The sequence below is a fragment of the Williamsia sp. MIQD14 genome (assembly GCF_051025635.1).
Classification (GTDB): domain Bacteria; phylum Actinomycetota; class Actinomycetes; order Mycobacteriales; family Mycobacteriaceae; genus Williamsia_A.
On record NZ_JBPFDG010000001.1, the window covers coordinates 964,235 to 979,140 of the forward strand.

A 14,906-nucleotide genomic window follows, 5' to 3' on the forward strand; every position below is an offset into this window, starting at 1 on the left:
GGCGGTCGTGTCAACGACTCCGGAAGTACTTCTGGGCCACCTGCAGTGCCGCCGAGCCCGACCGCTCACCGGCACAGTGCACGACGACGACCTGCTTGCCGACGATCCCGACGAACCATCCCGGCCCCTGCGGACCGTTGGTACCGACTAGAGCACGCAGACCGGGCGCGCCGGTGAGGTCGCTGGCGTCACCGGTCTTCGCGGTGGCACGCATCGCGGCGTTCACCGCCGAACCGACACCGGCATCGACCGCACCGAGGTCACCACCGCGCACCTTCGTGGGCACGCCGGAGACGAAGGTGGGCGCCACGGAGCTCATCCGGGCCATCGCGACACCGAACGCACCCATCGACACCGGCGAGACCTGCAGCGCGTCGGGGTCGAACGCGGCCGCGGACACCTTCGAGGTGTTCGCCGACGGCATCGACACACCGGGGATCGCGTAGGCGACACCGAGCCCGAGTGCGTGCAGCATCTTCTGCGCGGTGTCGTCGTCACCCTTCGACGCGGCCGCGATCGCCGACGTGACCGGGGTGAGCGTGCTTCCGGGCGTGGTCGGCGCCGTCAGTACCGATCCGCCCGTTGCCGGCTGTGCGGCGTCGGCGGCGTCGTTGTTCGCGGCGGCGAGGATCGCGCCGGATTGTGCGTCGAGGACGAGCATGGTGGCGGGCTGGGCGACGTCGACGACCGACTCGTTCACGGCGAGCTGCACGCCCGGGGCGAACGTGGTCGAGAAGCTCGGCGCCGCGGGGCCCTGGGCACCGGCCAGTCGCGTGACCGCGCCGGTCCGGTCGGCGAGTTCGACCGCCCAGCCCGAGGTGGCGTCGCGGATCGCCTGCCAGTAGTTGGTGATCCCGTCGGTCAGCGGCGAGCTCACGCGACGGTCGGTGACGAGCAGTGCCCCCGATCGGTTCACCGAGACACCGGGCACGGCGGCCGGGTTGCCGGCCAGGACCGTCATGTCGGAGTCGCGCAACGACACGACCTGCACCGGCTTCCCGCCGGCGTCGGCGAGCCTGCGGTCGATCACGGGTTCGGTGATGAGGGGTGCGATCGGCGCGATCACCGCGGCGAGGCGACGCACGGTGTTCGGCAGATTCGGTGTGGTGGCGGGGTCGATCACGATCTCGTTGGTGGGTTGCAACGCCATCCACGGTGCGCGCGTGGCGTCGAGGACCGCAGGCGCCGGGCGCGCGTCGGTGCGGATCGCTCGCAACACGCCGCCGGCCTGCAGGCCCGACACGAGGACGGCGGGGTCCCACTGCACCCGCCAGCCCGAGGTCAGCTTGCGGGCGGTGCCGGTGGTCGTGGTGGTGAACTCGCGGTCACGGCCGAGGTTCCAGGTGGTCCTGAGGCCGTAGCTCGCGGTGTGGTCGGAGTACTCGACCGGGTCGGTCACCGACACCGACACCGACTCGGCGTGCATGCCGGTGAGCGTGTCGCCGATCTGCGTCGCCGCCTGGCCCGGTGCCGAGGTCAGGGCGGCGGCGCGGGCGGCGTCCTGGGCCGAGATCGCCGAGGCGAACACGTCGAGCATGCGCTGCGAGTCGGTCTTCGGCTCGTCACTGAAGACACCACAGGACGACAACACCAACACACCGCTGACGACCGTCGCGGCGATGATGCGCACACGGGTCGAGATGACAACCTTCACGAGACGTCAGTTCACTCCTGTCACATAACTAATGACACCGTTGGTGTTCCCGTTTCGCTTACGGTCCCGTCACGATCGAATAACCGGCTCTGCGCACCGGGCGGGGTCCGCGATGTCAGGCAGGATGGAGAAGTGACCTCCTCAACCGCTTCCGCACCCGCACCCTCCGGCATCGACCTCGACTGGGTGGACGAGTCGATTCGCGCGCAGGACGATCTGTTCGAGCACGTCAACGGCGTCTGGCTCGCCGAGCACGAGATCCCCGAGGACCGCCCCATGGACGGGTCGTTCTACACGCTGCGCGACCGCGCCGAGGAGAACGTCCGCGACATCGTCGTCGAGTGCGCCGAGGCATCGGACTCCCCGGCCGGATCGGACACCCACCTCATCGGGGCGCTCTACCGCAGCTTCATGGACACCGACCGCATCGAGTCGCTCGGGCTCGACCCGATCCGCACGCAGCTCGATCGTGTCGCGGCGATCGCCTCGACCGAAGAGCTCGCCGAGGTGATGGGTGAGCTGCAGAGGGCGGGAGCCGGTGGCGCCCTGGGTTTCTACGTCGACACCGATTCCAAGCAGTCCGACCGCTACCTGGTGCACCTGTCACAGTCGGGCATCGGCCTGCCCGACGAGTCGTACTACACCGAGGACAAGCACGCGCAGACGCGGGAGTCCTACCGCGCCCATGTCGGGGCGATGCTGGCCCTGGCCGGCATCGACGGTGCCGGATCCGAGGGGGCCGAGGCGAAGGCCGCGACGGTCCTCGACCTCGAGACGGCGATCGCGGGCTTCCACTGGGACGTGGTCCGTCGTCGCGACGCCGACCTCACCTACAACCTGCGCTCGTTCGATGAGATCGCCTCGGCAGCAGGCGCCTTCGACATCGCCGCGTGGACACGCGGGTTGGGTGTCGGGCAGTCCGCGCTGGACGAGGTCGTCGTGCGGCAGCCGTCGTTCGTCGACGGACTCGGCGGGCTGGTGGCCGACCGCCCGCTCACCGACTGGATCACCTGGCTGCAGTGGGAGGTCGTGCACTCCGCGGCCCCCTACCTGCCCGCGGCGTTCGTCGAGGAGAACTTCGACTTCTACGGCCGCACCCTGTCGGGCACCCCGGTCAACCGCGAACGCTGGAAGCGCGGTGTCGGCCTGGTGGAGGCGGCGATCGGTTTCGCCGTCGGCAAGATCTACGTCGAGCGCCACTTCCCGCCCGCGGCGAAGGCCCGTATGGACGAGCTGATCGCCAACCTGGTGGAGGCCTACCGACGCAACATCAGCGACCTCGACTGGATGAGCCCGCAGACGCGGGAGAAGGCGCTCGCCAAGCTCGACCGGTTCACACCCAAGATCGGCTACCCCGCGCAGTGGCGCGACTACGCGGGCCTGGAGCTGAGCGCCGACGACCTCGTCGGCAACGTGGCGCGGGCGTCGGCGTTCGAGCAGGACCGCGAACTGGCCAAGATCGGCGGCCCGGTCGATCGGGACGAGTGGTTCATGACCCCGCAGACGGTCAACGCGTACTACAACCCCGGCATGAACGAGATCGTGTTCCCCGCGGCGATCCTGCAGCCGCCGTTCTTCGACCCCGAGGCCGACGACGCCGCCAACTACGGCGGGATCGGCGCGGTCATCGGTCACGAGATCGGTCACGGCTTCGACGACCAGGGTGCCAAGTACGACGGCGACGGCAACCTCGTCGACTGGTGGACCGACGCCGACCGCTCCGAGTTCGGTAAGCGGACGAAGGTGCTGATCAAGCAGTACGACAAGTTCACGCCACGCGGACTCGACACCTCCCACAAGGTCAACGGCGCGTTCACCATCGGCGAGAACATCGGCGACCTGGGTGGCCTGTCGATCGCGCTCGAGGCGTACCGCATCGCGACCGAGGGCACCGACGTCCCCGTGATCGACGGTCTCGACGGTCTGCAGCGCGTGTTCTTCGGCTGGGCGCAGGTGTGGCGCAGCAAGCTGCGCGAGGCCGCGGCCATCACCCGGCTCGCCGTCGACCCGCACTCGCCGCCGGAGTTCCGGTGCAACGGCGTCGTGCGCAACGTCGACGCCTTCTACGAGGCATTCGACGTGCGACCCGGCGACCGCCTGTACCTCGATCCGGCTGAGCGCGTCCGGATCTGGTGACGCCGCACACCGGGATGGGCGTGACAGGGGTTTCCGTCGGCCCATTTTCCGGCTGCGGCGCAGGAGAGCGCGGCGGCTGGCTACACTTTCTCGACCGACATCTAGAGCAAGGTGGCCGTCTCGCTGGGTCGTGGCCGCATGCCCGGTGGCGGCCCATGAGAAAAAGCGGACGAGATGGATCAATTGAGCGAAGAAGTTCGGGAGAAGCTCCGAGGGGGGAGTCACATGCAGTCGTTGGCTGACATGAACGGCGAGATCAACGACGACGGGATCCTCTCGCAGCCGGCCTCGGCGAAGGACATGTCCCCCGTCGCCGCCCTCCCGGCGCAGATGGCCGATGTGGCGCGCAGGCTCCGGTCGGAGAGCAAGGACACCGAGACGATCCTGCGCGCCATCAGCGCCTCGGCCGTCGAGTCGATCCCCGGTGCCGAGTACGCCAGCATCACGCTGGTCACCGGCGACGCCGCCGTGGAGAGCCCGGTGCTCATCGGCGATCTCGCCCGCGAGTCCGACCGGCTGCAGTCGGAGCTCCGCGAGGGCCCGTGCATCCGTTCGGCACTGCACTCCGACACCGTGTGGATCCGCGACATGACCACCGAGGACCGGTGGCCGGCGTTCAGTGCCGCCGCCGCCGAGCTGGGCATCCGCTCGATGCTGTGCTTCACCCTCTACGTCGAGGGCGACAACTTCGGCGCACTGAACCTGCACAGCACGCGCGTCGACGCGTTCGACGACGACTCCCGCTCCATCGGGGCGCTGTTCGCCGCGCACGCGGCGATCGCGTTCTCCTCGGTGCGCGAGAAGGAACAGATCCGCGCCGCGCTCACCAACCGCGACATCATCGGCCAGGCCAAGGGCATGTTGATGGAGCGCTACACGCTGAACTCCGACGAGGCGTTCCGCCTACTGGCACGGTTGTCGCAGGATTCGAACACCAAGCTCGCCGATGTGGCGCTCCAGGTGGTCGACGCCGGACCCGGCGAATAGGCCTCCAGCCGGACCCGGCGAATAGGCCCCAGCCGGACCCGGCGAATAGCCCTCAGCCGGCGCGGCGCGTCAGGCGCCGGAGACCGGCTCGGGCACGTGCTCGAGCGGTCCCGGCCGCCACCAGGATCGGCAGGACGCCCCGTGCGCCGACGACGGTGTCGGGGACGGCCCACACGTCGACGGCATCGATCGCGTGGTTCGACCACGCGTCCTTGACCGGGGTCGACCCGCGGCCGTGATGGACGGTGTCGATGCCGAGGTCGCGATGGTGGTCCACGATCCACACCATCAACTGGTGCCCGGGCTGTAGTCGCGCGTGGCCGGGATCGAAGTGGGTCAGATACCGCGCCCAGGTGGTGCCGCACCGGACGGCGATGTCGTGACCGACCCACTCCCCGCCGACGGTGATGCCCAGGACGCGCAGGCGGCCGGCGGCGGCCTCGCCGTCGAGGACCGTGCGCACCAGCGTTCCGCGGTCCCCGGCGAGCCAGGCGTCCCACTCGGGGCGCGAGTCGGCGCGCAACCCCGCGACGCGTCGCATGTCGTCCCATCGCCGGTCGAGGTCGGCGGTGCTGCGCAGCAGTTCGAACGCCACCTCGTGGCCGTCGGCGGCGAGTTTGCGCCGGGCCGATCGCAGTTGACCCAGTGTGCGGCCGCTGCGGACGTCGCGGGCGGTGGCGTCGGGGCGCAGGGTCAGCGTCGGGATCTCCGAGACCACCCGGGTGTGGACGTGCCATCGACGGTCACGGGCCAGGGCGTCGAGCAGCGGGCTGTCGGCGGGGAACTGTTCGAGCCGCAGGACGTGCCGCGACCGGGCGAGGTCGGCGGCCAGCGCGTCGGCGGCGGGATCGTCGACGGCGATGACGTCGCCACCCTGCCCGAGACCGTGGCCGATCGATCGGGCGAGGGTGACCCGGCCGAGCGGTCGCGCCGCGAACGCGGTGACCGCCACGAGATCGTCACCACGGTGCACGGCGACGGTGTGCGGGGTCGTCCGATGCAGCGTCGCGGCGGCCGCGGCGTAGGTCGGACCGTCGGTGAACCGCGCGCCGACGCGGCGCGCCAGCCGGGTCCACTCCTCCACGGGATCAGTCACACCGTTTCCCCCAACACTCCGTCGAGGGTAGCAACGGCGATGGCGCCGACGAGGTCGCCGATCAGGCGAGGAAGGCCAGCACCGTCGCCTCGAACGCCGCCTTGGCCTCGATCATCACCCAGTGTCCGCAGCGCGGGAACACGTGCAGTTGTGCGTCGGGGATGAGGCGCATCGGCGCCAGCGCCATGTCGGGCGGGCTCACGCGGTCGTCGCGGCCCCAGGTCAGCAGCGTCGGGCAGGCCACCTTGTGCATCATCGCCCAGTAGGGCGGGGTGTCGGCGGCGGCCAGGAACTGCTGCTGCATCTCGAACGCCGCCGACCCGTACATGGCACGACCGGTCGCGAGGGCGTCGGCGTTGGTGGCGGCCTCCCATCGTTCGGCGATGAGCTCGTCGGTCACCAGGGCCTTGTCGAAGACCATCGCGCGCAGCCAGCGCACGAGCTTGTCGCGGTCGGGCGCGTCGGCGAACTCCTGCAGCAGCGTCAGGCCCTCGCTGGGCGACGGACTGAACAGGTTGCCGCCGACTCCGCCGATGGTGACCAGTCGGCTGACCCGCTCGGGTTTGCGGATGGCGAGGTTGACCCCGACCACGCCGCCCATCGAGTTGCCGATCATCGCCGCGTTCTCGATGCCGAGTTCGTTCATGAAGAGGTTCACGGCCTTGCCGGCGTTGAGCACCGGCATCCCCTCCCAGGCGTCGCTGACGCCGAAACCCGGGAACTCGAGGACGAGGCAGCGATGGTGCTCGGCGAAGGCGCCCAGGTTGCCACGGAAGTTGCGCCAGCCCGTCACGCCCGGGCCCGAGCCGTGCAGCAGGATCAGCGGCGGGGCGTCGGCGTCGCCCGCCTCGTGATAGCGCAGCACGCCCTTGTCGGTGGTGAGCTCGCGTCGGGTGCCCTCGAATGTCACGTCCACCCGCTCAGACTAGAACGTGTTCTCGTTTTCCGAAGGCGGGGTGTCGCATTTCGCTACCGTGACGCCATGTCGACCCACGAAGTCCGGGTCGGGGTCCGCGCGATCTTGTGACGCGGGGTCAGCTGAAGGAGTAGCTGTCGAGATCGAAGCGACGGCTGGTCCACATGGTCTCGAGTGTGGTCGATGCCCGGAACGGGACGTCACCGTGGTCGTCGAAGTAGTAGCTGTTCGATCCGCTGCAGCCACCCTGGAAGAACACCTGGTTCCCGCGCCGGGCGAGCATGGCCTCGAAGTACTCGGCGTTGGCCTCCTCGCTCACCTCCACACGCGTGGCGCCGGTGTCGCGGGCGCGGCGCAGGCACCGCAGGATGTGGCGGGTCTGGGTCTCGATGAGATTGAAGTACGACGACCCGTTGTAGCCGTAGGGACCGAGGATGGTGAACAGGTTCGGGAAGCCCGGCACGCTCACGCCCTGGAACGCCTGGAAGCGGTTCTTGTCCCACCACGTGTCGAGGTCGATCCCGCCGATCCCGCGCACCCCGAACGGCGGCATGTTGCCGCGCTCGAACACCTTGAATCCCGTTGCCAGCACGAGGATGTCGATCTCGTGCTCGGTGCCGTCGGTGGTGCGGATCCCGGTCGGGGTGATCTCGGCGATCGCGGTGGTCTCGAGGGTCACGTTGTCGCGGTTGAAGGCGGGCAGGTACGCGTTGGAGAAACTCGGGCGCTTGCAGCCGAGGGCGTAGCGCGGTGTCAGCTTGTCGCGGGTCTGCGGGTCGCGGACGGCGCGGCGGAGGTAGAGGCGGCCGAGCCTCTCCCCGACGGACGCGATCGGCAGGACCCCGTTGAAGTGCGCCGGCAGCGGGAAGTTGAACTCGACGAACACCTGACTCAGCGTGCGCGCCAATCGTTTCGCGCCGGGGATGGCACCGAGGGTGGTGCGCGCGGCCGAGGGCATCGCCGCGTCGGGTTTCGGCAGGCACCAGATGGGGGTGCGTTGGAAGACGGTGAGGTGGTCGACGGTCGGCGCGATCGCCGGGATGGCCTGCACGGCCGAGGCACCGGTGCCGATGACCGCGACGCGCTTGCCGGCGAGGTCGACGTCGTGATCCCACCGCGCGGTGTGCATCACCGTCCCGGCGAAGGTGTCGATGCCCTCGATCTCCGGTGGCTTGGGTTGGGTGAGGACTCCCGTCGCGCCGATCACGTACCGCGCGGTGAGGGTCTCACCGCCGCGCAGCGTCAGCGTCCACAGGTCGTGGGCGGCGTCGAAGTCGGCGTCGACGACCCGGGTGTTCAGTCGCGTGTGCGCGTCGACGCCGTACTTGCGCACGCAGTCGTCGGCGTAGGCCTTCAGTTCGGATCCGGGCGCGAACACCCGCGACCAGTCGGCGCGCTGCTCGAAGGAGAACTGGTAGCTGAACGACGGGATGTCGACCCCGACGCCGGGATAGGTGTTCCAGTGCCACGCCCCACCCAGACCGTCACCGTCCTCGACCAGCAGGTAGTCGTCGAACCCGGCCTTGCCCAGCAGGATCGCCGCACCGATGCCGGAGAACCCACCCCCGACGATGACGATCTCGTGGTCGGGGCGGACGGACGCTTCGATGCCATTCATGGATGTCAGTATCGGTGACGGTCACCGGAAAGAGAAGAGCGGCCCGGCTCCTGGAAGGAACCGGGCCGCCCGTCGTGCATCTGAGGTCGGCTCAGATCAGTACTTCTCGCCCTTGGCGGCCTTGTCGACCAGCGACTGCGGCGGCTCGAAGTGCTTGCCGTACTTCGACGCCAGGTCGTTCGCGCGATCGACGAAGCCCTGCAGTCCACCCGGGTACTGGTTGATGTACTGCACGACACCACCGGTCCACGCCGGGAAACCGATGCCGAAGATCGAGCCGATGTTCGCGTCCGGGATCGAGGTGATCACGCCCTCGTCGAAGCACTTCACGGTCTCGAGCGACTCGGCGAACAGCATCCGGTCGATGAGGTCCTGGAAGGGGACCTCCTTGCTGCCCGACTTGAACTCCTCACGCAGTCCGGGCCACAGGCCGGTGCGCTTGCCGTTCTCGTCGTAGTCGTAGAAGCCCTTGCCCGCGGTCTTGCCGTCGCGACCCTGCTCGAGCAGGCGATCGATGACGTCGTACGACCCGTGGTCGGGGAACTCGCGTCCCTCGGCCTGCGCGCCGGCCTGGGTCTCCTTGCGGATCTTCTGCATGAGACCGAGCTTCAGCTCGTCGGAGAGCTGCAGCGGCGCCGCCGGGTAACCGGCCTGCTGGCCTGCCTGCTCGATGATCTGCGGCTCGACGCCCTCACCGACGGCCGCGATGGCCTCGTTGATGAACGTGCCGATGACCCGCGAGGTGAAGAAGCCGCGGCTGTCGTTGACGACGATCGGGGTCTTCTTGATGGCGAGGGTGTAGTCGATGACCTTGGCCAGCACCGCATCCGAGGTCTTGGCGCCCTTGATGATCTCCACCAGCGGCATCTTGTCGACGGGCGAGAAGAAGTGGATGCCGATGAAGTCCTCGGAGCGCTTGACGCCCTCGGCGAGGATGGTGATCGGCAGCGTCGAGGTGTTCGATCCGAGCACGGCGTCGGGTTCGACGATGTCCTCGATCTCCTGGAACACCTTGTGCTTCACGTCGACCGACTCGAACGCCGCCTCGATCACGAGGTCGACGCCCTTGAAGTCCGCCGCGTCGACGGTCGGGTGGATGCGCGCGAGGAGCGCGTCGGACTTCTCCTGCGTGGTCTTGCCCCGCGAGAGTGCCTTCTCCTCGAGCTTCTCCGAATAGGCCTTGCCGCGCTTGGCCGCATCGAGATCGATGTCCTTGATCACGACGTCGATGCCGGCCTTCGCCGAGACGTACGCGATGGCCGCGCCCATCATGCCCGCGCCGATGACGCCGACCTTGGTGGCGGTCCACTTGTCGTATCCGTCGGGACGTGAACCGCCGCCGTTGATGTGGTTGAGATCGAAGAAGAACGCCTTGATCATGTTCTGCGCGACCTGGCCGGTCACCAGCGACACGAAGTAGCGGGTCTCGATCTCGGTGGCGGTGTCGATGTCGACCAACGCGCCCTCGACCGCGGCCGAGAGGATCGCACGCGGTGCGGGCATTGGGGCGCCCTTGAGCTGACGACGCAGGATGGCGGGCATCGCGGGCAGGAACTGCGCGACCGACGGGCTCGTGGGCGATCCACCGGGGATCTTGAAGCCCTTGACATCCCACGGCTGCACGGCCTCGGGGTTGGCCTTGAGCCACGCCTTCGCGGCGGGCAGCAGCTCCTCGACGCTGCCGACGACCTCGTGGATCAGGCCGAGTTCCTTGGCCTTCTCCGGACGCAGCCGCGGCCCCTGCAGCAGGACGCCCATGAGCGCGTTCTGGATACCGAGGAGTCGCACGGTGCGTGCGACACCGCCGCCACCGGGCAGCAGGCCGAGGGTGACCTCGGGCAGGCCGAGGGAGGCACCCTTGACGTCGGCGGCGATGCGGTGCTGGGTCGCGAGGGTCAGCTCGAGACCGCCGCCGAGCGCGGCGCCGTTGATGGCCGACACGACGGGCTTGCCGAAGGTCTCCAGGCGACGGAGGTTGCGCTTCATGTGGTTGGTGCGCTGGGTGATCTCGGTGGCGATCTCCACCTTGTCGCGGTCACCGCGGTCACTCGTCATGTCCTTGAGGTCGCCGCCGGCGAAGAAGGTCTTCTTCGCCGAGGTGAGCACGACACCGGTGATGTCGTCCTTCTCGGCCTCGAGGCGGTCGACGGTGGCCTCCAGCGAGCTCATGAACAGGTCGTTCATGGTGTTGGCGCCCTGGTTCGGGTCGTCCATGGTCAGGACGACGACCCCGTCGGCGTCTTTGTCCCAGGCAATCATGTTGTCGCTCATGTGTTTCTAATGTCCCTTTGAGAGGTGAGTGGTGAGGTGGGCGGGGTGATCAGACGCGCTCGATGATGGTCGCGACACCCATGCCGCCACCGATGCACAGCGTGACGAGGCCGTAGCGACCGCCGCTGCGCTCGAGCTCGTCGACCACGGTGCCGAGGATCATCGCGCCGGTCGCACCCAGCGGGTGGCCCATCGCGATGGCGCCACCGTTGACGTTGGTCTTCTCGTGCGGGATCTTGAGGTCCTTCATCCACTTCATGACGACCGAGGCGAACGCCTCGTTGAGCTCGAACACGTCGATGTCGTCGACGGTGAGCCCGGCCTTCTTGAGCACCAGCTCGGTGGCCGGGGTGGGGCCGGTGAGCATGATCGTGGGGTCACTGCCGGTCTGCGCGGTGGCGACGATGCGGGCGCGCGGGGTGAGGCCGGCGCGCTTGCCCGCCTCGGCCGAACCGACGAGCACCAGCGCGGCGCCGTCGACGATGCCGGAGCTGTTGCCGCCGGTGTGGACGTGGTTGATCTTCTCCACGGCGTGGTACTTCTGCTTCGCGACCTCGTCGAACCCGGCCATCTCGGCCATGCCGGCGAACGCGGGCTTGAGCTTGCCCAGCGACTCGACCGACGAGCCGGGGCGACGATGCTCGTCGTGATCGAGGATCAGGACACCGTTCATGTCCTTGACCGGGACGACCGACTTCGCGAAGTAGCCGGCCGACCATGCGGCCTCGGCGCGGTTCTGCGACTCGACGGCGTAGGCGTCGACGTCCTCGCGGCTGAAGCCCTCGAGGGTGGCGATGAGGTCGGCGCCGATGCCCTGCGGGGCGATGTAGAGGTCGTAGGCGGTGGCCGGGTCCTGGAACATCGCGCCGCCGTCGGAGCCCATGGGCACGCGCGACATCGACTCGACACCACCGGCGATCACCAGGTTGTCCCACCCCGAGGCGACCTTCTGGCCCGCGAGGTTGGTGGCCTCGAGGCCCGAGGCGCAGAAGCGGTTGATCTGGGTGCCCGGGACGGTGTCGGGCAGGCCTGCGACGAGGGCGGCGGTGCGCGAGATGACCGCGCCCTGCTCGCCGACGGGCGAGACGACGCCGAGAACGACGTCGTCGATGTCGGCGGGGTCCATCTCGGGGAAGCGGGTGCGGAGCTCACCGATGAGTCCGGCCACGAGGTCGACCGGCTTGGTCCCGTGCAGCGAACCGTTGCGCTGCTTGCCGCGAGGCGTGCGGATCGCCTCGTAGATGAATGCGTCACTCATGGTGCATGTTCCTTTCCGATGTACATCGGGGTTGGCGGGTCCGATACCCGGTCCACGTCTAGCCAAGAGGCTAACGCCCGATAACTTGTTTGGCTATACCGGCTCGTCAAACCGGTCGGCGGGGTCAGTTTCTGCGCTAAGGTCTGTTCACCATGACCGCTACCGACCCCCCTGTCACGCGCCGCCCGGCCGACCGCAAGAGCCAACTCGTGGCACTCGCGGCACAGCTGTTCGGCGAGCGGGGCTACTCGCATGTGTCGGTCGCCGACATCGCGAAGGCGGCCGGGGTCACCGGGCCGTCGGTCTACCGTCATTTCGCCGACAAGCAGGCGCTTCTCGCCGCGGCCGTGCTGGCCGGGGTCGACGACCTCGAGGCCTGCACCGACCGCGCACTCGACCGCGCCGACGGCCTCGCGCCCGACGACCCGGCGCGTCTGGCCGGCCTCGTCGACAGCATCTGCACGATGGGCATCCGTCGCCCCGACGCCGCGGTGCTGTGGCGCTGGAACGGCGCCTTCCTCTCCCACGACCAGAACCGCGAGGTCGCCGAGCGCACCACGGCGGTGCTCTCACGCTGGGCGCATGCTCTGCAGACCGGGCGGCCCGATCTCGACGACCGCGGCGCCCGTCAGCTCGCGTGGGCCGCGCTGAGCATCGCCGGGAGCACGAGCATGCACGCGACCCGGATCCCCGCGGCGCGTGCGCACGCCCGGCTGCGGCTGCTCATCACCCGGGTCGTGTCGGTGCGCACCGCCGACGCGCCGCTGCTCGAGACCGACGCGCTGCCGGGGCCCCAACCGATGGGACGGCGCGACGAGATCCTCGACGCGTCATCGGAGCTGTTCGAACGCCGCGGCTTCGGCAACGTCGGGGTCGACGAGATCGGCGAGGCCGTGGGCATCACCGGACCCAGTGTGTACCGGCACTTCTCGAGCAAGGTCGCGATCCTCACCAGCATCGGTCAGCGCAGCGCCGCACGGCTCGAGGCCGGTGCGATGGCCGCCCACGCCGCGTCCCGCACCCCGCAGGAGTTCCTGTCGCGGCTGGCCGACTCGTATGTCACGGTCCTCACCGCGACCCCCGACCTCGCTGTCGCCTTCCACAACGGCACCGTGCTGCGCGATGTCGATGCACGCGATTTGCTGGCCGCGCAGCGCCAGTACGTGCGACGCTGGGTCGAATTGGTGTGCGAGATCGACCCCGGACTCCCCCGGGCCGAGGCCGCGGTCACCGTGCACGCCGCACTCAGCATCGCCAACGACGCGATGCGGATGCGACGGGGACGGGACCGACCGGAGCTCCCCGGACAACTCGCGCTGATGATGAAAGGCGTTCTGGGACTGTGACCGCTGCCGAGGAGACCCCGCAGGGCGATCCCCCGCACGATCGACTGGCCGCGGTCGAGGAGATGCTGCTCGGCGGCCCGCGCGTGTTCACCCGTGACCAGGCGGTCAGTGAACTCGACATCGACCCGGAGTTCGCCGACGAGATCTGGCGGGCGTTCGGGTTCGCGCACGACTCGCGGGATCAGCCGATCTTCACCGAGGACGATCTCTCGGCCATGGGCCTGGTCATCGCGGCCTACCGCTCGGCGCCGGAGGGACAGGCCGTCGCCGCGGCGCGGGCGATCGGGCAGACGATGTCGCGGCTCGCGGACTGGCAGGCCTACCGGCTCGACGAACTCGACCGCGACAGCGGCGTCGACACCGGTCTCGGCCAGATGGCAATGGCGATGAGCCGGGTGCAGACACTGATCTGGCGGCGCCATCTCGCGGCCGCCCTGCGCAACATCGACTCCGACCGGGTGCCCGACGACGCCGTCGGACACGAACTGGTCGTCGGGTTCTGCGACATCGTTGGCTACACCAGCCTGTCGCGGAAGATCGGGATGGACGACCTCAACGCGCTGCTCGAGTCGTTCGAAGGTCGCGCGAACGACATCATCACCGACCACGATGGACAGATCGTGAAGACGCTCGGCGACGCGGTGATGTTCACCGTGGCCGATCCGGTGCAGGCCACACAGATCGCTCTCGAACTCCACACTCTCACCGAACGCGACGAGATCCCGCCGCTGCGGGTCGGTCTCGCGTACGGCCGCGTGCTCACGCGGTTCGGCGACGTCTTCGGCGAACCGGTCAACATCGCCGCCCGCCTCACCGGTTCGGCGCGTCCGGGCACGTCGCTGTGCGACGCCGAGCTCGCCGACGCCGTGCAGGACGAGCGCTACTTCTTCAAGTCGATCGGCTCGCTGAGTGTCCGTGGGTACCGGCATCTCAAGGCACGGGTCATCGAGCTCGACCGTGATCACGCCCCGACCGACACCGAGCGATGAGTTCTGAGGGCGGCGACGGTCTACCTCGCTGACACACCACCCCGGCTCACACAGGAGTTCCCATGCGACAGCTGATCGTCACCGCGTTCGTCTCCCTCGACGGGGTCATGGAGGCCCCCGGCGGGGAGCCCGGCTATCGCAACTCCGGCTGGACCTTCGAGGGCATCGACTTCGACCCCGCGGCCTACGAGATCAAGGGGCGGGAGCAGCAGGAGGCCGGGGCGTTGCTGTTCGGCCGCACCTCCTACGAGGCGTTCGCGCCCGTGTGGCCGACCATGGAGGAGTTCGCCCACATGAACACCCTCCCCCGCTACGTGGTGTCGACGTCACTGGAGTCCGACGACGACCGGTGGCCTGCGACCATCCTGCGCTCGGTCGACGAGGTGGCGGAGCTGAAGAAGACCGAGGGCGGCGCGATCCTGGTGCAGGGCAGCGCATCCCTGGGTGCGTCGCTGGCCGACGCCGGGCTCGTCGACCGCTACCACCTGCTGGTGTTCCCGGTGCTCCTCGGCGCAGGCAAGCGCCTGTTCAGCGAGGCCGACAAGGACAGCACGCATCTGCGTCTCGTCGAACACGAGGCCTACGGCAACGGCATCTGCAAGCAGATCTTCGACGTGGTCCACGACGGCTGAGCG

Annotated in this window: 11 protein-coding genes; 5 read left to right on the forward strand and 6 right to left on the reverse strand. The window is 68.9% G+C overall.

Features of this window, described 5'->3' with window-relative positions; genetic code table 11:
• Nucleotides 1-10 precede the first annotated feature (10 nt).
• The gene (locus ACQ7HM_RS04140; protein WP_434214956.1) at nucleotides 11-1,654 is read right to left on the reverse strand and encodes an NTF2-like N-terminal transpeptidase domain-containing protein; all 1,644 of its coding nucleotides are present in this window, start codon (nucleotides 1,652-1,654) and stop codon (nucleotides 11-13) included.
• A 132-nt stretch (nucleotides 1,655-1,786) separates the two neighbouring features.
• Between ACQ7HM_RS04140 and ACQ7HM_RS04145 the strand changes: the two genes are divergently transcribed.
• Nucleotides 1,787-3,790, forward strand: coding sequence for a M13 family metallopeptidase (locus ACQ7HM_RS04145; protein ID WP_434214957.1), 2,004 nt, complete (start codon nucleotides 1,787-1,789; stop codon nucleotides 3,788-3,790).
• A gap of 300 nt (nucleotides 3,791-4,090) precedes the next feature.
• The gene (locus tag ACQ7HM_RS04150) at nucleotides 4,091-4,777 is read left to right on the forward strand and encodes a GAF and ANTAR domain-containing protein (RefSeq protein ID WP_434215625.1); all 687 of its coding nucleotides are present in this window, start codon (nucleotides 4,091-4,093) and stop codon (nucleotides 4,775-4,777) included.
• A 52-nt stretch (nucleotides 4,778-4,829) separates the two neighbouring features.
• Here the strand turns inward: ACQ7HM_RS04150 and ACQ7HM_RS04155 are convergent, their stop codons facing one another.
• The 5 genes from ACQ7HM_RS04155 to ACQ7HM_RS04175 form a co-directional block, all read right to left on the reverse strand.
• Complete coding sequence (locus tag ACQ7HM_RS04155) at nucleotides 4,830-5,873, reverse strand: GNAT family N-acetyltransferase (RefSeq protein WP_434214958.1); 1,044 nt, start codon at nucleotides 5,871-5,873, stop codon at nucleotides 4,830-4,832.
• Between the two features lie 61 nt (nucleotides 5,874-5,934).
• Nucleotides 5,935-6,789, reverse strand: coding sequence for an alpha/beta fold hydrolase (locus ACQ7HM_RS04160; RefSeq protein ID WP_434214959.1), 855 nt, complete (start codon nucleotides 6,787-6,789; stop codon nucleotides 5,935-5,937).
• Between the two features lie 118 nt (nucleotides 6,790-6,907).
• Nucleotides 6,908-8,407, reverse strand: coding sequence for a flavin-containing monooxygenase (locus ACQ7HM_RS04165; RefSeq protein WP_434214960.1), 1,500 nt, complete (start codon nucleotides 8,405-8,407; stop codon nucleotides 6,908-6,910).
• Nucleotides 8,408-8,503: 96 nt separating this feature from the next.
• Nucleotides 8,504-10,678 carry a 3-hydroxyacyl-CoA dehydrogenase NAD-binding domain-containing protein gene (locus ACQ7HM_RS04170; RefSeq protein ID WP_434214961.1) on the reverse strand — a complete coding sequence of 725 codons (2,175 nt, stop codon included), beginning with the start codon at nucleotides 10,676-10,678 and terminating at the stop codon, nucleotides 8,504-8,506.
• Between the two features lie 49 nt (nucleotides 10,679-10,727).
• Nucleotides 10,728-11,936, reverse strand: a complete 1,209-nt coding sequence (locus ACQ7HM_RS04175; protein WP_434214962.1) for an acetyl-CoA C-acetyltransferase — start codon at nucleotides 11,934-11,936, stop codon at nucleotides 10,728-10,730.
• A gap of 152 nt (nucleotides 11,937-12,088) precedes the next feature.
• Here ACQ7HM_RS04175 and ACQ7HM_RS04180 point away from each other — a divergent pair, with 152 nt between their 5' ends.
• From ACQ7HM_RS04180 to ACQ7HM_RS04190, 3 genes are all read left to right on the forward strand, one after another.
• Nucleotides 12,089-13,282, forward strand: coding sequence for a TetR/AcrR family transcriptional regulator (locus ACQ7HM_RS04180; RefSeq protein WP_434214963.1), 1,194 nt, complete (start codon nucleotides 12,089-12,091; stop codon nucleotides 13,280-13,282).
• A complete protein-coding gene (locus ACQ7HM_RS04185) occupies nucleotides 13,279-14,271 on the forward strand; it encodes an adenylate/guanylate cyclase domain-containing protein (RefSeq protein WP_434214964.1) in 993 nt (330 codons plus the stop codon). Before ACQ7HM_RS04180 ends, ACQ7HM_RS04185 begins: the two co-directional genes overlap by 4 nt.
• Before the next feature lie 62 nt (nucleotides 14,272-14,333).
• Nucleotides 14,334-14,903, forward strand: coding sequence for a dihydrofolate reductase family protein (locus ACQ7HM_RS04190; RefSeq protein WP_434214965.1), 570 nt, complete (start codon nucleotides 14,334-14,336; stop codon nucleotides 14,901-14,903).
• Nucleotides 14,904-14,906 lie beyond the last annotated feature (3 nt).

Coding starts and splice junctions, on each gene's coding strand:
- ACQ7HM_RS04175 (WP_434214962.1), bottom strand. CDS start 11,936: ATGAGTGACGCATTCATCTACGAGGCGATCCGCACGCCTCGCGGCAAG.
- ACQ7HM_RS04190 (WP_434214965.1), top strand. CDS start 14,334: ATGCGACAGCTGATCGTCACCGCGTTCGTCTCCCTCGACGGGGTCATG.
- ACQ7HM_RS04170 (WP_434214961.1), bottom strand. CDS start 10,678: ATGAGCGACAACATGATTGCCTGGGACAAAGACGCCGACGGGGTCGTC.
- ACQ7HM_RS04180 (WP_434214963.1), top strand. CDS start 12,089: ATGACCGCTACCGACCCCCCTGTCACGCGCCGCCCGGCCGACCGCAAG.
- ACQ7HM_RS04150 (WP_434215625.1), top strand. CDS start 4,091: ATGTCCCCCGTCGCCGCCCTCCCGGCGCAGATGGCCGATGTGGCGCGC.
- ACQ7HM_RS04165 (WP_434214960.1), bottom strand. CDS start 8,407: ATGAATGGCATCGAAGCGTCCGTCCGCCCCGACCACGAGATCGTCATC.